This is a genomic window from Ligilactobacillus equi DSM 15833 = JCM 10991, assembly GCF_001435735.1.
Lineage (GTDB): Bacteria > Bacillota > Bacilli > Lactobacillales > Lactobacillaceae > Ligilactobacillus > Ligilactobacillus equi.
Genome location: NZ_AZFH01000022.1, coordinates 37,091 through 58,210 on the forward strand (window position 1 = coordinate 37,091; position 21,120 = coordinate 58,210).

At 41.1% G+C, this 21,120-nt stretch carries 22 protein-coding genes and 1 other annotated feature; of the genes, 19 read left to right on the forward strand and 3 right to left on the reverse strand.

The annotated features are described in order from the left end of the window. Positions 1-24: 24 nt before the first annotated feature. From FC36_RS03385 to secE, 11 genes are all read left to right on the forward strand, one after another. Positions 25-1,992 carry a PTS fructose transporter subunit IIABC gene (locus FC36_RS03385; protein WP_025020991.1) on the forward strand — a complete coding sequence of 656 codons (1,968 nt, stop codon included), beginning with the start codon at positions 25-27 and terminating at the stop codon, positions 1,990-1,992. 136 nt (positions 1,993-2,128) lie between these two features. After that, positions 2,129-2,668, forward strand: coding sequence for a dCTP deaminase/dUTPase family protein (locus FC36_RS03390; RefSeq protein ID WP_023859063.1), 540 nt, complete (start codon positions 2,129-2,131; stop codon positions 2,666-2,668). A 12-nt stretch (positions 2,669-2,680) separates the two neighbouring features. Beyond that, complete coding sequence (radA, locus tag FC36_RS03395; protein ID WP_025020992.1) at positions 2,681-4,069, forward strand: DNA repair protein RadA; 1,389 nt, start codon at positions 2,681-2,683, stop codon at positions 4,067-4,069. A gap of 8 nt (positions 4,070-4,077) precedes the next feature. Continuing rightward, a complete protein-coding gene (locus FC36_RS03400; RefSeq protein WP_035188356.1) occupies positions 4,078-5,193 on the forward strand; it encodes a PIN/TRAM domain-containing protein in 1,116 nt (371 codons plus the stop codon). Positions 5,194-5,293: 100 nt separating this feature from the next. After that, positions 5,294-6,784: a glutamate--tRNA ligase gene (gene gltX / locus FC36_RS03405; RefSeq protein WP_056986711.1), complete on the forward strand. Its 1,491-nt coding sequence runs from the start codon at positions 5,294-5,296 to the stop codon at positions 6,782-6,784. A gap of 75 nt (positions 6,785-6,859) precedes the next feature. Then, positions 6,860-8,272, forward strand: coding sequence for a cysteine--tRNA ligase (cysS, locus tag FC36_RS03410; protein WP_025020993.1), 1,413 nt, complete (start codon positions 6,860-6,862; stop codon positions 8,270-8,272). 11 nt (positions 8,273-8,283) lie between these two features. Further along, positions 8,284-8,691, forward strand: a complete 408-nt coding sequence (locus tag FC36_RS03415) for a Mini-ribonuclease 3 (protein ID WP_023859068.1) — start codon at positions 8,284-8,286, stop codon at positions 8,689-8,691. Next, complete coding sequence (gene rlmB / locus FC36_RS03420; RefSeq protein WP_025020994.1) at positions 8,684-9,442, forward strand: 23S rRNA (guanosine(2251)-2'-O)-methyltransferase RlmB; 759 nt, start codon at positions 8,684-8,686, stop codon at positions 9,440-9,442. Before FC36_RS03415 ends, rlmB begins: the two co-directional genes overlap by 8 nt. Position 9,443: 1 nt before the next feature. Next, positions 9,444-9,968: an NYN domain-containing protein gene (locus FC36_RS03425; protein WP_025020995.1), complete on the forward strand. Its 525-nt coding sequence runs from the start codon at positions 9,444-9,446 to the stop codon at positions 9,966-9,968. Positions 9,969-10,169: 201 nt separating this feature from the next. Then, positions 10,170-10,319 (forward strand): 50S ribosomal protein L33, encoded by a 150-nt coding sequence (gene rpmG / locus FC36_RS03430; RefSeq protein ID WP_025020996.1) that lies wholly within the window; start codon positions 10,170-10,172, stop codon positions 10,317-10,319. A 13-nt stretch (positions 10,320-10,332) separates the two neighbouring features. Next, entirely contained in the window at positions 10,333-10,503 is a 171-nt protein-coding gene (secE, locus tag FC36_RS03435; RefSeq protein ID WP_023859071.1) for a preprotein translocase subunit SecE, read from the forward strand. Positions 10,504-10,555: 52 nt separating this feature from the next. Here secE and nusG read toward each other — a convergent pair whose 3' ends face one another. Then, entirely contained in the window at positions 10,556-11,107 is a 552-nt protein-coding gene (gene nusG, locus FC36_RS03440; protein WP_023859072.1) for a transcription termination/antitermination protein NusG, read from the reverse strand. Positions 11,108-11,417: 310 nt separating this feature from the next. Between nusG and rplK the strand changes: the two genes are divergently transcribed. From rplK to lepB, 4 genes are all read left to right on the forward strand, one after another. Further along, positions 11,418-11,843 (forward strand): 50S ribosomal protein L11, encoded by a 426-nt coding sequence (rplK, locus tag FC36_RS03445; protein WP_035189927.1) that lies wholly within the window; start codon positions 11,418-11,420, stop codon positions 11,841-11,843. Positions 11,844-11,953: 110 nt separating this feature from the next. Continuing rightward, positions 11,954-12,646: a 50S ribosomal protein L1 gene (gene rplA, locus FC36_RS03450; protein ID WP_023859074.1), complete on the forward strand. Its 693-nt coding sequence runs from the start codon at positions 11,954-11,956 to the stop codon at positions 12,644-12,646. Between the two features lie 214 nt (positions 12,647-12,860). Beyond that, entirely contained in the window at positions 12,861-13,226 is a 366-nt protein-coding gene (locus FC36_RS03455) for a hypothetical protein (protein WP_035188361.1), read from the forward strand. Positions 13,227-13,272: 46 nt separating this feature from the next. Beyond that, entirely contained in the window at positions 13,273-13,842 is a 570-nt protein-coding gene (gene lepB / locus FC36_RS03460; protein WP_025020999.1) for a signal peptidase I, read from the forward strand. Between the two features lie 108 nt (positions 13,843-13,950). On the opposite strand, the gene FC36_RS03465 is transcribed toward lepB, so the two are convergent. Both FC36_RS03465 and serC read right to left on the reverse strand, forming a co-directional pair. After that, positions 13,951-15,132: a phosphoglycerate dehydrogenase gene (locus FC36_RS03465; RefSeq protein ID WP_025021000.1), complete on the reverse strand. Its 1,182-nt coding sequence runs from the start codon at positions 15,130-15,132 to the stop codon at positions 13,951-13,953. 14 nt (positions 15,133-15,146) lie between these two features. After that, positions 15,147-16,235: a 3-phosphoserine/phosphohydroxythreonine transaminase gene (serC, locus tag FC36_RS03470; protein ID WP_023859077.1), complete on the reverse strand. Its 1,089-nt coding sequence runs from the start codon at positions 16,233-16,235 to the stop codon at positions 15,147-15,149. 340 nt (positions 16,236-16,575) lie between these two features. Between serC and FC36_RS03475 the strand changes: the two genes are divergently transcribed. From FC36_RS03475 to FC36_RS03490, 4 genes are all read left to right on the forward strand, one after another. Then, complete coding sequence (locus FC36_RS03475) at positions 16,576-17,199, forward strand: histidine phosphatase family protein (RefSeq protein WP_023859078.1); 624 nt, start codon at positions 16,576-16,578, stop codon at positions 17,197-17,199. Between the two features lie 57 nt (positions 17,200-17,256). Beyond that, positions 17,257-17,375, forward strand: a sequence feature (ribosomal protein L10 leader region). A gap of 37 nt (positions 17,376-17,412) precedes the next feature. Beyond that, positions 17,413-17,916: a 50S ribosomal protein L10 gene (gene rplJ / locus FC36_RS03480; protein WP_025021001.1), complete on the forward strand. Its 504-nt coding sequence runs from the start codon at positions 17,413-17,415 to the stop codon at positions 17,914-17,916. A gap of 72 nt (positions 17,917-17,988) precedes the next feature. Next, entirely contained in the window at positions 17,989-18,354 is a 366-nt protein-coding gene (gene rplL, locus FC36_RS03485) for a 50S ribosomal protein L7/L12 (RefSeq protein ID WP_023859080.1), read from the forward strand. A gap of 127 nt (positions 18,355-18,481) precedes the next feature. After that, positions 18,482-20,848 carry a helicase C-terminal domain-containing protein gene (locus tag FC36_RS03490; protein ID WP_056986712.1) on the forward strand — a complete coding sequence of 789 codons (2,367 nt, stop codon included), beginning with the start codon at positions 18,482-18,484 and terminating at the stop codon, positions 20,846-20,848. Positions 20,849-21,120: the final 272 nt, after the last annotated feature.

Below are 21,120 nucleotides of genomic sequence, written 5' to 3' on the forward strand. Positions count from 1 at the left end.
ATAATAAGAAAAGGAAGTGTAACAATGGACATTCGTGATTTATTGATGAAAGATATCATGATTATGGATTTGAAGGCAACTTCTAAATCTGAAGTAATCGACGAAATGGTTCACCAATACTTCGTAAAAGGCATCATTAATGATGAAGAAGTATACAAGGCAGATATTATCAAACGTGAAGAACAATCCACAACTGGGATGGGGGGCGGAATTGCCATTCCTCACGCTCATGACGAAGCAGTTGTGAAGCCAGCGGTGTTATTCGCGCGTAGTAAGGCAGGGATTGATTACGAATCATTCGATGGTCAACCAGCTCACTTATTCTTCATGATTGCTGCGCCAGAAGGTGGCGACAACACTCACTTACAAGCTCTAGCAGCTTTATCCAAAGTGTTAATGAACCCTGAAGTGGTAGAAGAATTAAAGGGTGCTGAAACCCCTGATGACGTACAAGACGTCTTTGCTAAGGCAATTGCGGCTCAAGAAGAAGAAGAACGTCAACGTGAAGAAGCGCAAAAGGCTAAGGAAGCCGCTGCCGCTGCTTCTAACGAAGAACGTCCTTACATTGTGGCTGTTACCGCTTGTCCTAATGGGATTGCCCACACTTACATGGCCGAAGAAAACTTGATTAAGACTGCTGAAAAGATGGGCGTTGATATCAAAGTTGAAACTAATGGTTCTGAAGGTATTAAGCACCGCTTAACACCGGATGAAATCAATCGTGCCGCTGGGGTTATCGTGGCTGCTGATAAGAAGGTGGAAATGCCTCGTTTTGATGGTAAGCCATTGGTTAACAAACCAGTTACAGCTGCTATCAAGAATGCTGAAGACTTGATTCAAACGGTTCTTGACGGTAATGCACCAACTTTCCACTCTACAGGTGCAGACGCATCTACTTCGGCTGAATCAGATGGTACAGTTTGGGGAAACATCTACAAGCAATTGATGAACGGAATTTCCCACATGTTGCCATTTGTTATCGGTGGTGGGATTTTAATGGCTCTTTCCTTCATCGTAGAACAATACATGGCCGGTGGTGCTAAGAACCCTGCCTTTATTTTCTTAAATGGTGCTGGTAACTTAGCCTTTGCCTTCATGGTTCCTGTTTTAGCGGCCTACATTGCTGAATCAATCGGTGACACTCCAGCCTTAATGCCTGGTTTTGTCGGTGGTTTCATGGCTTCGATTGCGAATGCTTCCTTAGGCGGGACATACCCAGTTAACTTCATGAAGGACTCAACTTCACCAGCTGGTTTCTTGGGTGGTTTAGCCGCCGGTTTTATTGCCGGTTACTTAATGTTGGGTATGAAGAAGGTAGCTGCGCACTTACCTAAGTCCGTTGAAGGAATGAAGCCAATGTTGATTTACCCAATCTTTGGCTTGCTCTTCATTGCTTTGATTATGTACTACATTATCAACCCAATTTTCTCTGGCATTAACTTAGCTATTACCCACTTCTTGAACGGGATGGGGACAGGTAATATCGTTGTACTTACCATGATTTTAGCTGGGATGATGTCCATTGATATGGGGGGTCCTTTCAACAAAGCAGCTTACGTCTTTGCTTCTGGGGCCTTTGCTAACGACCCAACTTCTAAGACTTCTGCAATTTTGATGGCGTCTGTAATGGTGGGGGGAATGATTCCTCCATTTGCTACGGCTATTGGGACAGCTTTCTTCAAAAACAAGTACACGGAAGACGAACGTCGTGCCGGGGTTTCTAACTGGGTGCTTGGTTTCTCCTTTATCACAGAAGGTGCTATTCCATTTGCCACAGCCGACCCAGGTCGGGTTATTCCTTCATGTATCATCGGTTCTGCAATCGGTGGTGCTTTAGTTGGGATGCTTAAAGTTGGTGTGCCTGCCCCTCACGGTGGTTTCTGGGTGACACCATTAGCAACTAACATTCCAGGTTACATCATCGCTGTTTTAGTTGGTTCAATTGTAGCGGCAGTGATTATGTCTGTTTGGAAAAAGCCAGTTAACAAATAAGAATTAGTTTAAAAACGCTCTGTCAGTCTGGCAGGGCGTTTTTGTCTTTTAGAAAGTAAAATTTGAGACGAGATTTTTAACGAATGGAGTTAGGTATGTTATAATTTGTTTAGCTGTAAAGAAAAGAGGGAGACCAATGAAAAGAGGATTTGAAATTGTTTCAAAGTATGCCCAGGATGGTTTAACTTTACCTGGTCGGGCAACCAAAAAAGCCGCGGGCTATGATTTTTGTGCTCGTGAAGACTTTGTGTTACCAAGTATTTGGAAGCGCAACTTTATTAGAATTTTGTGGATGCTTTTCCATAAAAAGGCTCCCACTGAAATTGATTATTTAAATGGTCAAAAAGACCTCAAGCCGTATTTAGTGCCTACGGGTATCAAAGCTTATATGGCTGAAAATGAGTTTCTCATGTTGGCAAATCGCTCCTCTAATCCGCTTAAGCGTAATTTGATTTTACCTAACGGAGTTGGAATTGTAGATGCGGATTATTACAACAATGAAAGTAATGAAGGTGAAATCTTTTTCCAGCTGATTAATTTTGGTCTTAAAGATATCACCATTAAAAAGGGTGAGCGCATAGGTCAGGGGATTTTTATGCCTTATCTCTTGGCGGACAATGATTTAGGTCCGAAAAAAGAAAGAACTGGGGGCTTTGGCTCCTCTGGCGTAAAATAGGAAGGTGAAGATGTGGCAAAGGTTAAAACACAATATGTATGTCAAAACTGTGGCTATAACTCACCTCGTTATCTTGGACGTTGCCCTAATTGTGGCAACTGGAATACTCTAGTTGAAGAAATTCAAAAAAAAGAAACGTCTACTAGTAAAGTGGCGACCCAACCTCGGATCACTTTGGGAGGGAGTCGGATTCAACCAGAACTTTTGGATAAGGTAGCGGTACATGAAACACCCCGGGTGAAGACGGAGCTTTTAGAGCTGAACCGTGTCTTGGGTGGTGGTATTGTACCAGGTTCGCTAGTTTTAATCGGGGGAGATCCAGGAATTGGGAAGTCTACCTTATTATTGCAAGTTTCAGGACAATTAGCGCATAAGCATGGGCGAGTTCTTTATGTTTCAGGGGAAGAAAGTGCTACTCAAATTAAAATGCGGGCAGATCGGCTAGACGTCGGTGGAGATGAATTTTACCTTTATCCAGAAACGGACATGACGGCCATTAAGGAAAACATTAGTCAATTAAAGCCGGATTATGTCATTATTGATTCGGTACAAACTATGCAAGAACCGGAAATGTCTTCAGCCGTGGGATCGGTGGCCCAAATTCGAGAAGTAACGGCAGACTTAATGCAACTTGCTAAAACTAACGGTATCACTGTCTTTGTGGTTGGTCATGTGACCAAGGGTGGGGCTATTGCCGGACCAAAAATCCTGGAACACATGGTGGATACGGTGCTCTATTTTGAGGGAGATCAACAAAGAACCTACCGCATTTTACGGGCGGTGAAGAATCGTTTTGGTTCCACTAACGAAATTGGGATTTTTGAAATGCGAACTAGTGGGTTAACGGAAGTAACTAATCCTTCGGAACTTTTTTTGGAAGAAAGATTACAAGGTGCCACCGGCTCAGCCGTGGTGGTTTCGCTGGAAGGAACACGACCTATTTTAGTTGAATTACAGGCTTTAGTGACGCCAACTTCTTTCGGGAATGCTAAGCGGACAACCACGGGGCTTGACCACAACCGGGTTTCATTGATTATGGCGGTTTTGGAAAAAAGAGCAGGTCTGCTTTTGCAAAATCAAGATGCCTACCTCAAGGCAGCAGGTGGCGTAAAATTAGATGAACCAGCAATTGATTTAGCGTTAGCGGTTAGTTTGGTTTCGAGTTACCGTGACCAGGAAACTCGCCAAAGTGACTGTTTCATCGGTGAACTTGGCCTGACTGGTGAAGTGCGTTCAGTAACCCACATTGAACAACGAGTCATGGAAGCGGCTAAGATTGGTTTTAAGCGGGTCTTTGTGCCGCAAAATAACTTAGGGGACTGGCAAGTTCCCACCAATATCGAAGTAGTTGGCGTAAAGACCTTAAATCAGGCTTTAAAATTAGCATTTGGTGAAAGGTAGGAGATTTAATGCGGAGACGATTGATTATTTTAGTTGCAGCGCTCTTAGGGGCGGGAATCGGCTATTCTTTCTTCCCGATGATTTGGGAAGCTGCAAATGTTGAGTGGGGGGTTAACCCTGTTATGAACTTGGCTTTAGGGATTATCCTCTTTTTGATGCTGGCCTTTATTTTGGCAAGGCCGGTGGAAAGGGTCATTAAGCGCTTAGAAATGAGTTTGACTCAACAAAAGCCGGAAGTTTTACTAACTGAGGGACTCTCAGTGATTATTGGTTTAGTTTTAGCAGTATTGATTTCTACTTTATTTACGCATTCGCAATTATTCTTTTTCAATACCATAATGCCGGTAGTCTTGATGATTGTCTTTGCTTATTTAGGCTGGGTCGTGGGGCGGACGCGCTTTATTGATCTACCTAAACTCTGGGCTAAACGTCGTCAAGAAGCCCAGCCAGTGGTTAAAGAAGAACCGCAAGCCCAACATGAAGTGCTTGAGAGAAAGGCTGACGATAACTTTTACAAGTATAAGTTACTTGATACCAACATTTTAATTGATGGTCGCATTTACGATTTAGTGAAGACCGGCTTTATTGAAGGGACTTTAGTAATCCCTAACTTTGTCTTGTATGAGTTGCAATATATTGCCGATTCGGGTGATAGTATTAAACGGGTGCGGGGACGTCGCGGGTTAGATATTTTGAACAAGCTTCGTTCTGAAAAGATTGTTCCCATTGAAATGTATGAGGGTGACTTTGAGGATATTAGTGAAGTTGATAGTAAATTAATCAAGTTGGCTAAAATTATGGATGCGGTGATTGTTACTAATGACTACAACCTCAATAAGGTGAGTGAGTTTCAAAATGTTCAGGTCTTAAATGTGAATGCTTTAGCTAAAGCTTTGAAAGCACGGGTTATTCCAGGTGAGAAGCTGACGGTCATGGTGATTAAGAAGGGAACTGAACGCCAACAAGGGGTTGCTTACCTGGATGATGGGACCATGATTGTGGTTGAAGATGGGCGCTACTTCATGAATAAAAATATTGAAGTCGAAGTGACTTCTGCCTTGCAAACAGATGCTGGACGCATGATTTTTGCGAAACCAACGCATTCTCAAAGAAAATTGAAGTAGCAGGTTTATTTTTCCGGCTAATAAGTGTAAAATTAGGGAGAACATCTGCATAAGCAGAAGCAATTGAATAAAAATAAATAGCAAGAAAGAGGCGTCAAAATTGGCAAAGAAAAAGATTCGTGTACGTTACGCTCCAAGTCCAACGGGACACTTACACATTGGTAACGCGCGGACAGCATTATTTAACTACTTGTTTGCACGTAAGAACAAAGGGACTTTTGTGATTCGGATTGAAGATACCGACCAAAAGAGAAATATTGCTGATGGTGAAAAGAGTCAATTAGAAAACTTAACTTGGTTAGGAATTGACTGGGATGAAGGTCCTGATAAGCCAGGTAAGGTGGGCCCATATCGGCAATCAGAACGTAAAGATATCTACGAACCATTAATTCAAGAATTATTGGATAAGGATTTAGCTTACGAATCTTACATGACCGAAGAAGAATTAGCGGCCCAACGTGAAGAACAAAAGGCTAATGGGGAACCACCTCGTTACATCTACGAATACGAAGGAATGTCTGCTGAAGAAATTAAAGCTTCCCAAGAAGCAGCTAAGGCTAAGGGTATTAAGCCAGTTGTTCGGATTCGCGTACCTCACAATGTTGTTTACGAATGGGATGACATGGTTAAAGGTAAGATTAGCTTCAATTCTGATACAATCGGGGGCGACTTCGTCATTAAGAAGCGTGATGGTATGCCAACTTACAACTTTGCCGTGGTAGTTGATGATCACTTAATGGAAATTACTCACGTTTTACGGGGGGATGACCACGTAGCTAACACACCTAAGCAAATGGCAGTTTATCAAGCCTTCGGTTGGGATATACCAGTCTTTGGCCACATGTCCTTAATTATCAACACAGAAACAGGTAAGAAGTTATCCAAGCGGGATGAATCCGTCTTACAATTCATTGAACAATATCGTTCCTTAGGTTACTTACCAGAAGCGATGTTTAACTTCATCGCCTTACTTGGTTGGTCACCAGTTGGGGAAGATGAAATCTTCTCTCGCCAAGAATTTATCAAGATGTTTGATGAAAAACGCTTGAGTAAGTCACCAGCTGCCTTTGATGGTAAGAAATTAGAATGGATCAACAACCAATATGTGAAGTCTGCTAACGATGACCAAATCGTACACTCTGCTTTACTACAATTAATCAAAGCTGGCAAAATCGCTCAAGACCCATCTGCTCAAGAGATTGAATGGGCTCGTAAGTTAATTTCTGTTTACAAGCAAGGAATGTCTTACACAGGTCAAATCGTTGATATGGCGGAAATCTTCTTCGAAGAACCACCTGCCCTAACTGACGAAGCTAAGGCTGAATTAGCTGAAGAAAGTGCCAAGACGGTTTTAACGGAATTTGCTAAGAAAGTAGCGAATATGGAAATTTTTGATGCTGTTTCTGTCATGGCGGCTATCAAGGAAATCCAAAAGGAAACTAAGATTAAGGGGCGTAAGTTATTCATGCCAGTGCGAATTGCCACTACGCGTGAAATGCACGGCCCTGAGTTAGGACCAGCCATTGAATTACTGGGACGTAAGAAGGTCTTAAGCCATTTAGAACAAACAATGACAGAAATGGGCTTTTAAACTAATGTGAAAAAGCCAAAAAGTCCGGCTATTTCAGATAACCGGGCTTTTTTTAGAAAGGAAGGTCCAAAAAAGATGCTTCAATTTTATAACACCTTAAGTAACCAAAAAGAGGTTTTTAAACCACTAAATGAAGGTCGGGTCACGATGTATGTCTGTGGACCAACCGTCTATAATTATATCCACATTGGTAATGCTCGTTCCGCGGTGGCTTTTGATACCGTGCGTCGCTATTTGGAATATCGGGGTTTTGAAGTTAATTATGTCTCTAATTTTACCGACGTAGACGACAAGATTATTCGAGTTAGCCAAGAAAGTGGTCTAAGCGTCCAAGCAGTAACGGATAAATATATCGCAGCCTTTTACGAAGATATCACAGCTTTAAATGTTAAAAAAGCAACCTTAAATCCCCGGGTTATGGATAATATGGCTGATATTATTGCTTTTGTTGGAGAGCTTATTGAAAAAGGCTACGCCTATGAAGCTCAAGGTGATGTTTATTACCGAGCCCGTAAATTTACGGATTATGGTAAACTTTCCGGTCAAGCTGTGGATGACTTGGAATTAGGTGCTAGTCAACGGGTGGATAACCTTGACCAAGGTAAAAAAGAAGATCCGTTAGATTTTGCCTTGTGGAAAAAGGCCAAGGAAAATGAAATTTCTTGGGATTCTCCTTGGGGGGCTGGGCGGCCTGGTTGGCACATTGAATGTTCTGTAATGTCGACTAAATACCTGGGTGACACGATTGATATTCACGCTGGGGGCCAAGACTTAGAATTTCCCCATCACGAAAATGAAATCGCTCAAAGCGAAGCCAAGACAGGTAAGAAATTTGCTAACTACTGGCTGCACAATGGTTTTGTGACGGTCGGCGAACAAGATGAGAAAATGAGCAAGTCTTTAGGGAACTTTGTTACCGTCCATGATTTAGTACGCCAAGAAGACCCGCAAGTAATTCGTTTCTTGATGGCTACGACCCAATATCGTCGACCAATTCGTTACAGTCAAATGAGTTTAGCGGAAGCTCGGACCAATCTCGACAAGTTACGTAATGCGATTGATAACTTACGCTTCCGCCAAGTCGATGCTTTGGAACAAGCTTTAAGTGCTGAAGTAAGTCAAAAAGTTACTGACTTTAAGCAAGCTTATATTGAAGCGATGGATGATGATATTAATGTCCAAAATGGTTTAGCGGTGATTTACGAACTAGCTAAGTTCATGAACATTTACAGCGAACAAGCCCAAGTGAGTTTAGCGGATTTACAGCTCTTAGAAACAGTCTTCTTAGAAATGACAGCCGTGTTAGGTTTAGAATTTACAACGCAAGCCGGTGATGATGATGCGAAAATTGACCAAATGGTCAAAGACCGTGACTTAGCCCGGAAAAATAAAGATTTCCAAACCAGTGATGCCTTACGTGATGAACTCCAAGCAATGGGAATTATTTTGGAAGACACCCCCCAAGGGACACGTTGGAAACGAAAGTAAGAGAAAAATAAATGAAATTAGATTATCGTCAATTAAATGGGATTGCCCTCGCTTATATGGGCGATGCGATTTATGAAGTATATGTCCGCCAACATCTTTTAGAAAATGGTTTAACCAAGCCCACAAAGCTTCACCACATCGCGACTCGTTATGTCTCTGCCAAGGCTCAAGCCTTTTTAGTCGAACAATGGCAAGCTCAAGGTATTTTGACCGCAGAAGAAGAAGAATTCTTCCGCCGGGGGCGCAATGCGAAGAGTCATACCTCGGCTAAAAATACTAATGTGGTGACTTATCGGATTTCAACCGGTTTTGAAGCAGTCTTTGGCTACCTACACTTAAGTGGTCAAGCCGAACGTGTGGCCTGGTTAGCGGACTGGTGTATAAAAACAGTAGAAAGTAAAGGTAAAACACGTGGATAAGAAAAATACTCCGAATACTGACCAAGACTTTATCATTGGGCGTCATCCAGCCCAAGCGGCTTTAAAGAGTGGTCAAGAAATTAACAAGGTTTTTGTGCAATCCGGCCTTAAAGCTGATGCGATTCATGACATTGTTAAATTAGCCCAAAAGAAAAATATCATTGTTTCCCAAGTCCCTAAGTCAAAACTGGACTTGTTATCGGACAACCAAAATCACCAAGGGGTGGTCTTGGCAGTGGCAGCGTATGCCTATGCTAGTGTGGATGACATCTTTGCGGCTGCAGAAGTGAAGGGGGAAGACCCCTTTATCATGATTTTGGATGGAATTGAAGATCCTCACAATTTGGGTTCTATTATGCGGACTGCTGATGCTTTTGGAGTACACGGAATTATTATTCCAAAGCGTCGAGCCGTACAGTTGACTTCCACGGTAGCGAAGACTTCTACGGGAGCCATTGAATACGTACCGGTAGCGCGGGTAACTAACTTGGTGCAAACCGCCAAAGAACTTCAAAAGCGGGGCGTGTGGATTTTTGGAACGGATATGCAGGGAACTGACTTTAGAAAATGGTCAGCTAAAGGTCCAACTGCTGTCGTTATTGGTAATGAGGGTAAAGGGATTTCACCTTTACTCAAGAAAGTCTGTGATGACATGTTAACTATTCCAATGGTTGGGCATGTTCAAAGTCTCAATGCTAGTGTCGCAGCCAGTCTCTTAATCTGCCAAGGTTTTACCTCACGAGGTAACTAAAATGAAACATCAGGTATTAATTGTTGATGCCTATAATATGATTGGTCATTGGCCAGAATTAGAAAAGCTCAAGAAAAAAGACGAATTAGCCTTAGCGCGAGATGAGTTATTGCAAATTTTGTCCCGCTACCACAAACAAGCTTACGATGAAATTATCGTGGTTTTTGATGCTATGTTTGTACCGGGAATGACCAGGTCTTACAAACAATATAATTTAGAAGTCGTTTGGACTGATGAAGGACAAACGGCAGATACGTATATTGAATCTTTAGCAGGTCGATTGATGAATCCTTTAACACTAGTCACAGTTGCGACTAGTGATCAAGCAGAACAATGGGTGATTTTCTCGCAAGGAGCCTTAAGAAAGCCAGCTTGGGAGTTATACCAAGACATCAAGCGTGCTAATAAGGAAAACTCCGTGGCTGCTAAGGTCTACCAAGACCAAGCTTCTGTGCGTCAGAATCCTTGGGGTGATGATCAATTAGACAAACTTGGTAAGCTCCGTGATGAATTAATGGGAAAATAGTTGCATAGTTCTCTAATTTTTATGAAAAAGGGGCGTAAGAGGCTGGGAAATAAAAGTCCGAAACCAGAAAAGTAAGATACTGGCGCGGACTTTTTGTAGTTATTTTGTGTTAGTCGTATCACGGTATGATAAAATGTTAACCATTGACACTTATTGAAATTTCATGCTAAAGTAGGTTGAAGAAAAGATACGGAGGAAACTATGGCTAACAAAAAAATTGCCTTGGCGTGTGCACAATGTGGTTCACGTAATTACACAATCACAGAAAACCCTCAACGCCAACAACGTTTAGAAGTAAAGAAGTTCTGTAAGTATTGCGGGCAACACACCCTTCACCGTGAAACTAAGTAGCGAGGTGAGCTCAATGAAGTTTATTAAAAGTGTTTTTCAAACAATGCGCGATACAACCTGGTTAAATGCTAAAGAAACCCGGCGTGACACTACAACCGTAATTGCAATGTCGATTGCTTTTGTTGTTTTCTTTGCTGTCGTGGATTACTTAGTTCAATTAGGTTTATCAACCTTTATTAACTAGTCAAATAAAAAGCTCCGTTCACAAAATCTGTGAATGGAGCTTTTTAAATATATTAAACTAATTCTTTAACTTGGTCGTAGTCGATTTCTGTTGAAGTTTCACGTCCGAACATATCGATGGCAACAGTCAACTTCATCTTATCCTTGTCAATTTCTGTAATGCGACCAACTTGATCTTTGAATGGTCCGGAAATGATGGTAATGTTTTCGCCAACTTCAAGATCCATATCAGGGTGCTGTGAACTCATATTTAAACCATGTAAGATGTGGTTGATTTCTTCGTCTAAAAGTGGTGCTGGTTTAGAACCAGAACCGTGGGAACCAACGAAACCAGTAACTCCGGGAGTGTTACGCACAACGAACCATGATTCGTCGGTCATTACCATTTCTACTAAAACGTAACCAGGGAAGTCGTTAGTTTTAACAGTTTTTTCCTTACCTGTCTTAGTAATTTCAGTGTGTTCTTGTTCAGGTACAACAACGCGGAAGATGTTATTTTCCATTCCCATGGATGTTGCCCGAGATTCAAGGTTTTCTTTAACTTTGTTTTCGTAACCAGCGTAAGTATGTAGAACATACCATTGTTTTGCAAATGATTCTGCCATGATATTTCCTCCTAAAAAATTAATTCAAAATAAAAAAGCTTCCAAAAACGGTAAGCTTGCGACAACCAAAGTATAGCAAAAAATTGGTTAAATAGCAATCATCAGGGAAAGTTATTACAAACTTAATTGGAAAATAACATAGTGATACATTTCAGAAATGTGGTTTTAAGAATTTGCTGAAAATACTCGCTGGTGAGGCTTGCAAATAGCCGAGTTTAATGCTATATTATTCTAGTATGCTTATGGTATACGCGTGGGAGGCCGAAAACTGATTGGCCATCCGTACCACAAATACAAGGAGGTTTTTACCGTGGCAAAAAACGTTATTAACGTTGTTAAATTACAAATTCCTGCAGGGAAGGCAACTCCTGCTCCTCCAGTTGGTCCTGCCTTGGGTCAAGCTGGTATCAATATCATGGGATTCACAAAGGAATTCAACGCTCGTACTGCTGACCAAGCTGGTATGATCATTCCTGTTGTGATTTCTGTTTACGAAGACCGTTCATTCGACTTCGTTACTAAGACACCACCTGCTGCCGTATTATTGAAGAAGGCTGCTGGTGTTGAAAAGGGTTCTGGTGAACCTAACACAAACAAGGTTGCTACAGTGACAAAGGCACAAGTGCAAGAAATCGCTGAAACAAAAATGCAAGATCTAAACGCTGCAGACGTAGAAGCTGCAATGCGCATGATTGAAGGTACTGCACGTAGCATGGGCTTCGTTGTAGAAGGCTAATTTAAATCTTTCTACGGCCATGCTTCTCAGTCGGACGCACTATGAAAGTAGTGACGTCAAGTGGGAGGTATATCCGATAGACCACATATTGCAAGGAGGAAATTACACTAATGGCTAAAAAGAAGAGCAAAAAGTATTTAGAAGCTGCAAAGCTTGTTGAAGCAGGTAAGGAATACACTGCTAACGAAGCTATTGCATTAGTTAAGGAAATGGACTTTGCTAAGTTCGACGCAACAGTTGAAGTTGCCTTCAACTTGAACGTTGACACTAAGCAAGCTGACCAACAATTACGTGGTGCCGTTGTTTTACCAAACGGTACTGGTAAAGACCAAAAGGTTGTTGTGTTTGCTAAGGGTGCCAAGGCTGCCGAAGCTAAAGAAGCTGGTGCAGACGTTGTTGGTGACGATGACTTAGTTGCACAAATCCAAGATGGTTGGTTGGACTTTGATGTTGCTATCGCAACACCAGACATGATGGCCCAAGTTGGTCGTTTAGGTCGTGTTTTAGGTCCTAAAGGTTTAATGCCTAACCCTAAGACTGGTACAGTTACTATGGACGTAGCTAAGGCTGTTTCAGAATCAAAAGCTGGTAAGGTTACTTACCGGACTGATCGTGACGGTAACGTGCACGTACCATTGGGTAAAGTATCATTCGATGATGCTGCTCTTGCAGGCAACTTCCAAACTATCTACGATGTAGTTGCTAAGGCTCGTCCAGCCGCTGTTAAGGGTCAATACATCAAGCACGTATCACTTGCTTCAACTTTCGGACCAAGTGTTACACTTGACTTAGCTTCTTTATAATCTAAAGAATACAGTTATTGTAAAAGGCACTCTCATTTATTTGAGGGTGCCTTTTTTACTATAAATGTAACCTAATTATTAGGATTAAGTAATTATTTTTGGGATGATATCATTCTACTTTCGGACTATTATGACTAAAAATTCAATACAAGCTCTTTTTAAAACCGAGGAGATGTGTGTTAAGATAAGGATGAAAGTAATAGGGGTGAGTTTTATGGAAAAAATATTGTATGTCATTTATGGTATGCATAAAACAGATAAAGTATCAGTGGACAAAATACTAAAGTATCATGCTAAAATTACCTTGCAATATATGGTGTGTCAAATATTAATTTTGATAATCGCAATCCTTGGAATAACGTGGTGGCAAGATTTAAAATTATTTGAATATTTGAGTTATGCAAGTAGCTTGTTGGTATATGTTTTCTTTGTGATTTTACCTTTAAATTTTGTACGAAGACAAAACTTGCAGGCTAAACGACAACTTACTACCAAGGAGAGGTTAATCCGTGGCTTTTTCCAATTATCAACATCGTTTTTGATGATATTATCAATTTTCAAAATTTTAAGAATAATGTAGCCTGAAGGATTTTATGAAAAGCTTGCATTCAAAGGGAGAAAAATTAATGAAAAAAAGTTTAGAATATCTAATTCCCGTTGTCGTGGGGTTGGCTATTGCCTTGATTATTAGAACCTTTTTGTTTTCTTTGGTTTCTGTTAGCGGAAATTCAATGGATCCTAATTTATATAATCGTGAGAAGGTTGTCTTAGTTAGGCAAGGACAGCTAAAAAGAGGAAAGGTTATTGTTTTTAAAGCTCATGGTGTCGATAAAGGGGCTACTCTTAAGACTTTGTATGTTAAGCGTGTAATCGGTTTACCAGGTGATGTGATTTCTTACCATAATGATGGTAGTTTATTTGTAAATGGGAAAAAACAAAGTCAAAGCTACATATCAAGAGCACAGCAGAAAGTAGGGACATTTCACTTGGTTAAACCGGAAGCCAAGGATGTATCATTAGGTACCGGAAGGAAATTTAGGGTGCCTAAAAACAAATATTTTGTTTTGGGGGATAATCGTCAAGTGTCTAATGATAGCCGCTACTATGGCTATGTCCCACGAGATAAGATTCTTGGGACAGTGTGGGTATTTTGGTGGCATGAGAAACAAAAGTTAATTAATGATTATCAACCTTAAAGAAGTGCCAAACGAAGCAAGATTTTAGGCTCAGAAAAAATCGCTAGAAAATTTATCGTTTTTAGGTAGACGATAATTTCTAGCGATTTTTTATTACTTTATAAGGTATTAGCGCTTGTATGGGTTGTTTAAGAGGCGCACGCGGGTGACAGCTGGAATTGCTTCGAGAAGAGCGACGATTTCTTGGGCTTCATGACCTTCCAAAGCATCGATGTCAACCATGGTGTAGGCATAGTTATCCTTGGCTGAGTTGACCAAATTTTCAATATTGATGCCTTCTTGGGCAATGACAGTAGAAATTTGCCCTAACATGTTAGGAATATTTTGGTGTAAGACGGTGATGCGGTGAGCACTCTTAAATGGTGCGTGGACATTAGCCATGTTAACGGAGTTGCGGATATTACCGGTTTCTAAGAATTCTTTAGTTTCTTGGGCGGCAATTTTGGCACAGCCGATTTCAGCTTCAATGGTTGAACCACCGATATGTGGCATAATTACCACATCGTCATTGTTCAAAATTAATTCGTCGGAGAAGTCGGTATAGTACTTTCGCACGGTGCCATCTTCAATAGCAGAAAGGACAGCTTGGTTATCGACAATACCAAGGCGAGCGAAGTTCAAGAGAACAGTGTTTGGCTTGAAGTAGGCAAATTCTTCATAAGAAATTAAATTGGTGGTTTCATGGTCCTTAGGAACGTGGACGGTAACAAAGTCAGCGTTTTGCACAGCGTCTTCAATCGTTTCGGCTCTTTGAATATTGCCAGAAAGGTTCCAAGCAGATTCAACTGATAGGTAAGGATCATAACCAATAACCTGCATACCGAGGTCAATCCCGATATTAGCAACTAAAGACCCGATGTGGCCTAATCCGATGACGGCTAAGGTTTTGCCGGCCAATTCAGTTCCATTAAAGTTGGTCTTTTCTTTTTCGGTACGCAAGGTAATATCAGCTCCGGGTTGCGCATTAGCGGACCATTCTGCAGCGGCGATAATATTACGACTGGCCATAATCATGGAGGCTACAATTAATTCCTTCACGGCATTAGCATTCCCACCTGGGGTATTAAAGACAATGGTCCCGTTTTCTAAGGCTCTATCCAAGGGAATGTTGTTGAAACCTGCGCCACAACGAGCAATGGCCTTTAAGGATGAAGGAAATTCGTGTTCATGAAGGTCGATTGAACGTACCAGGTAAGCATCTGGGTTATCAGTTTTATTGATGGCATAGTTACGACCAAATTCGGCTAAACCTTCCTTGGCGATAGCATTGTAAGTTTTAATTTGATACATATTATTTTTCCTCCCTAGTTGGTATGGTTACGTTCGAATTCTTCAATAAAGTGACACAGGGCTTCGACCCCGGCATACGGCATGGCATTGTAGAGACTAGCGCGCATACCGCCGACTAAGCGGTGCCCCTTAAGATTTAAGAGGCCAGCTTGGCTAGCAGCGTGGATAAATTCTGCGTCTAATTCCTTAGAATCTGTGACAAAAGGAATATTCATCAAGGAGCGGTAAGCTTTTGCAACTTTGTTATGGAAAAGTTGAGAATTATCTAAGCAGTTATAGAGCAGTTGCGCTTTACGTTGATTTTCTTGTGCAATGGCTTCAATACCACCTAGGTTCTTGAGCCATTCCAAAACGAGATTGGCGACGTAGACTTGGAAAACTGGTGGAGTATTAAGAGCTGACTCTTTTTGACTTTGCGCCGTGTAGTCAAGCATCGAAGGTAGATTAGCAACTTGGTCTAAAAGGGATTTTTTTAAAACCACAATGGTTAGACCTGCAGGTGCGAGATTCTTTTGGGCCCCGGCGTACATGAGGTCGAACTTTTCAAAGGGGTACTCTTGTCCTAAAAAATTCGAAGAAATATCAGCAACTAAAGGTGTACTGGTATCAGGCAGTTCATAATAGGCATTCCCCATGATAGTGTTATTAGTGGTGATATGTAGGTAATCATAGGTGTCAGTCGGGATTTCAGGAATTTCAGGAATTGTGGTGAAAGTCCCATCCGTATTTTCTGAAGAAGCTAGGACATCCACTGTCAGGCCGGGGATCTTTTGTGCTTCCTGGATGGCACGTTGTGACCAGTGACCAGTATTAATATAGGCAACTCGGTGGTGTTTGTGGGCTAAGTTGAGGGGAAGCATGGTAAATTGTAGGCTGGCCCCTCCGCCGAGGAATAAAACGTCATAAACTGTAGCGTCTAGGTGCATTAAGTTCAAAAGATTTTGTTTAGCAGCTTGGTAGACATGAGTGTAGAGGGGGGAACGGTGTGAAATTTCCAAGATACTCATGTGAGAATTTTCGAAATTCAAAAGTTCGGCTTGGACTTTCTCTAAGACCGGCTGTGGTAAGGTAGCGGGACCGGCAGCAAAATTATATGTAGGCATAGCATTTTTCCTCCAATTCTAAATGAAAAGGCACTCACTTGGTAAAGTGAGTGCCGCTGAAAGTCTAATTTTATTAAGGGCCTCACTTTGATTGGTGAAGGCCATGACAAAGTTGGCCTTCTAAAGACGAGAAGACCGAGAAGAGGAAGTAGCTGTGTGTTTGATTAAGTTAAGCATATATTTTTTCCTCCTCATTTAGTTCATAACCACATTATAAGCACGCTTATATTAAAAAGCAAGGAGATTTTTAAAATAGGGACTAAAAAGTTAGTTGCACGAATCCTAAAAGTTGATTTATCTGATATAATAAAAAAAATTACACTTTTACGGGGGTTTAGAAATGACTGAATTATACATTATTCGCCACGGTCGGACCTTTGCAAATGAAGCTGGTTTGAAGCAAGGGCAAATTAATGGAGAAAATACTTACTTAAATGATATGGGAAAACAACAAGCGCAAAACTTAGCGGCTAACTTTGATTTGACAGGTTTTGATGCTATTTATGTTTCGCCTTTACAAAGAACACGGGATACAGCAGCCATTTTAAATACGCAGGCTCAAATACCAGTTTATGAAGATGAACGTATTTTAGAAATTTCCTATGGGCAGTGGGATGGTCACTACAACCAAGAATTAATGGATCAATACCCCGAATATTTCTCGGATTTAACTAAGGATGTTAATGAACGTTATATTGAAGTGGCTACTAAAGGTGAAAGTTTTACCGATGTGGAACAACGGGTGGCAGATTTTGTAGTAGCAGTGACCCAAAAGCACCCACAAGGCAAGATTGCCGTGGTAACGCATGGCTTTACAGTCCGTTCTTTTGCGATTAATGCAACCAAGTCATCCGGGACAACCATCCTTGAACCAGATAACTGTTCCGTAACTAAAATTTTGGTCGATCCTGAAAATGGAGATCAGCATGTAGTCTACTACAATCGAGGGGTGTCAGGTTTTTAAAAAAAGTTGTAAAAAATGTTGACGTTGCGATATTAGGTATGTTATTCTAATAAAGGTCAATTTTATATGATTCTACCGAAGACTCAGGTGGCGTAAGCCTTAATATCCTGCCGAGGAGATTTTTAATTAATTCTCTCTCTATGTCTTCGTGAACATAGGGTTTTTTTATTACTTCAAAACCTTTTGACACAATGACTAGGAGGTGAATCAAAAGTGAGTGAACAAATTATCGCAAAGAAAGCTGCGATTGTTGAAGAAACAGTGGAAAAATTCCAAAACGCTGCTTCTGCAGTCGTAGTTGACTACCGTGGTTTAACTGTTGAACAAGTAACTAACTTACGTAAAGACTTACGTGAAGCTGGCGTTGAAATGCGTGTTATCAAGAACTCATTCTTACGTCGCGCTGCTGAAAAGCTTGGCTACGAAGGTTTGGAAGACGTATTTGTTGGTCCTACAGCCGTTGCATTTTCAAACGAAGATGTTGTTGCTCCAGCACGTATCTTGGCTAATTATGCTAAGGACATCGAAGCTTTGGAAATTAAGGGTGGTTTGATTGACGGTGAAGTTGTTTCTGTTGATGAAATCAACGCTCTTTCCAAGTTACCAAACAAGGAAGGTATGCTTTCAATGCTTCTTTCCGTACTTCAAGCTCCTGTTCGCAACTTCGCTTATGCAGTTAACGCAGTTGCTGACAGCAAAGAAGAAGGCGCAGCTTAATGCGTCAATGCAAGGCTTTCTTGCACTAAACTAATTAACAATTAATAAATTACCTAATGGAGGAAAATCATAATGGCATTAGATACAGAAAAGATTGTTGCTGATTTAAAAGAAGCAACTATCCTTGAATTAAACGACTTAGTTAAAGCAATCGAAGAAGAATTTGGTGTTTCTGCAGCTGCTCCAGTTGCTGTAGCAGGTGCTGCTGGTGGCGACGCTGCTGAAAAGACTGAATTTGATGTAGAATTAACTGACGCCGGTGCAGGTAAGGTTAAGGCTATCAAGGTAGTTAAGGACATTACTGGCCTTGGCTTGAAGGATGCTAAGGGTCTTGTTGACAACGCTCCTTCTGTTATCAAGGAAGGCGTTTCTAAGGAAGAAGCCGAAGAAATCCAAGCTAAGCTTGAAGAAGTTGGCGCAAAGGTTACTCTTAAATAATCTTGTCCACTTCAAAAAGGATGCTCGTACTCGTTTGAGTGCGAGTATTTTTTTGCATTTATTGTGGAAAAGTGAGCTATAATAGAGAAGGAAAGTTATCCACAGGTGGATAAGTGGGGGTGAAAAGGTGTTTTTAAAACAAGTTATTGGGGTCAGACAGTTAGTAGAATTTATTTTAAAACGTGGGGATTTAGGAGGTAGTAGTCAATCTGCCACCAATCCTTTAGCAGCTCAAGATGGAGTGGTTATCCACAAGCGACTGCAAAGTAAGTTTCCAGCAAATAGTCGTAATGAAGTTAGTCTCAAGTACGAACTAGAACTAGGAGGACAAACCTGGATTATTCAAGGGCGTGCCGACGGAATTACCTATAATGACCAGGATGAACCTGTTAAGATTATCGAAATTAAAACCTCAACGGCAGATTATGCTGACTTGAAAGAAAGTACCTTGGATCTCTACTTTGGACAGGCCACATTGTATGCTTATTTCTTGATGCGAGAGTATGACTTAGTGCAAATGGAAATTGAGTTACTATATGTCTCAACTGTGACGGAAGCGATAGAAAAGGTAACTAAAACTCTTACGTTAGCAGAAGCTGAGATTTTATTTGAGAAAGTCACGCAAGAATTTGCTGCTTGGGTAACCTTAAAGCAAGAATTAACCGCAGCTAAGTTGAGTTCTTTGAAGGCCTTGAAATTTCCCTTTTCGGCCTATCGTCAGAATCAACGGGAACTGGCAGTAGCCGTCTACAAAGCCATTGCTTTAAAGAAACGTCTTTTTGTGGAAGCCCCGACTGGAACCGGTAAAACCATGTCGACGCTTTTTCCGGCCTTGAAAGCCATGGGGGAAGCCAAGACGCAACGTGTATTCTATCTGACGGCTAAGCAAAGTACCCGGCAAGTGGCCGTTCAAGCTCTGGAGATTTTACAAGTTGATATACGGGCGGTTGTTTTGAATGCCAAGGAGCAAATGATTTTTCCCGAGGAAAAGGATTTAGAAGATGACGAGAATCCTTATATGTTAGGGTATTATGATCGTTTACGGCCAGCCTTGAAGGATATTTTAGAACATGAAAGCCTTATGGATAAGGAAGTGATTCGCCAGTATGCTCAAAAGTACACCATCGATCCCTTTGAGTTTTCTTTGGATATTAGCTTGTTTTGCGACTTGGTGATTTGTGATTATAATTATCTCTTTGACCCACGGGTTTACTTGCAACGTTTCTTTTCTAGTCAAGATCAAGGTAACTTTTTTTTGATTGATGAAGCGCACAACCTGGTCAATCGGGCGCGGGAGATGTATACAGCGACGGTCACGGAAAAAGTTTTTGAGAACTTGGTTGATTTGTTGAAAGATACTACTTTTACTGGCTTAAAAAAGCAATTAAACAAAGTAATTAGCCAGTTTACTAGTGTGAAGGAGCCGATGTTAGAATATCAACAAGAAGAATTATTGTTGGATGAGAAACTGCCTTCTTTGACTAAAAGCTTACAAAAGTTTATCGATTATATGTTGATTTGGCTGAAAAAGCACCAAGGCTATAATCACAAGGACGAAATTATGGAGACCTTTTTTCAGGCATACACTTTTTTAAAAATTTCTGACTTCTATGATGCTACCTTCCGAACCCGGCTTGCTTTACAAGAGGGGAGTTGTCAGGTTGAAGTTTTTTGCCTCAATCCGAGTGCACTCTTAGACCAATCTTTGGCACTGGGTGGTGGCGCGGTTCTCTTTTCAGCCACTCTTTCACCTTTACCATACTATCAAGAACTTTTAGGTGGTCAGGAAAATAGTCTAGCTTATCGCTTAGCTTCACCGTTTCCGGCGGAGAATCTTAGGGTGCTAGTGGCGCCAAATTTAAAAATGACTTATCGTTATCGTCAACAAAATCTTAGTCGTGTGGTGAAGATGGTCGGCGCTATGCAGGCAAGTCATCCAGGCAATTACCTTGTTTTTTGTCCATCCTTTAAATTGTTAGATGAAGTGGTGCAAGCTTTCAATCAAGCTTATCCAACGATTAAAACTTTGGTGCAAACAAGTGACATGTCATCTCAGGAAAGGCAGGAATTTTTAGCGGCTTTCAAGGATCAGCCAACAAGTTCGCTCGTTGCTTTTGCAGTCTTAGGGGGGATTTTTGCAGAAGGAATTGATTTGAAAGGACGTAAGCTAGAAGGAGTTGCAATTTTGACGGTTGGTTTACCAAGATTAGATTTGAAAAATGATGCTCTCAAGGACTATTTTGATTGCAAAGGTGAAAATGGCTTTTTACAAGCCTATCAATTACCAGGTTTAAATAACGTTTTCCAAGCCGCTGGGCGAGTTATTCGCACGGCGGAGGATTGTGGTGTGGTCTTACTTTTGGACGAGCGTTTTGCACAAAGACGCTATTATCAGTATTTTCCGCCACAGTGGCAAGTGCAAAACTTCTCTGACCAACAGTTACCTGCAATTTTAGATGATTTTTGGGAGACAGTTTTACAAAAAGCGCATTAAATTAGGTATGAGCGTCACTGTTTAGTGTGCTTTTTTCAATTATGGATACTTATTCGGCACTATAATTGAGGATGACACTAACTTGAACATTGAAGGTGTAGGCATTAAAAGAAATAAAGATAGGGCTTTCGTTGAATGTTAGAAGTGAGCAGGTTATTTTCCGTAAAAACTAAAAGAGAAATGTATTGATATTTTTCTCCTCAAAGCCTATTAAAGGTAAGCACCCTATAACACCCCCGTATTAATTATCGGGCAATCTCTCTGTATACTGG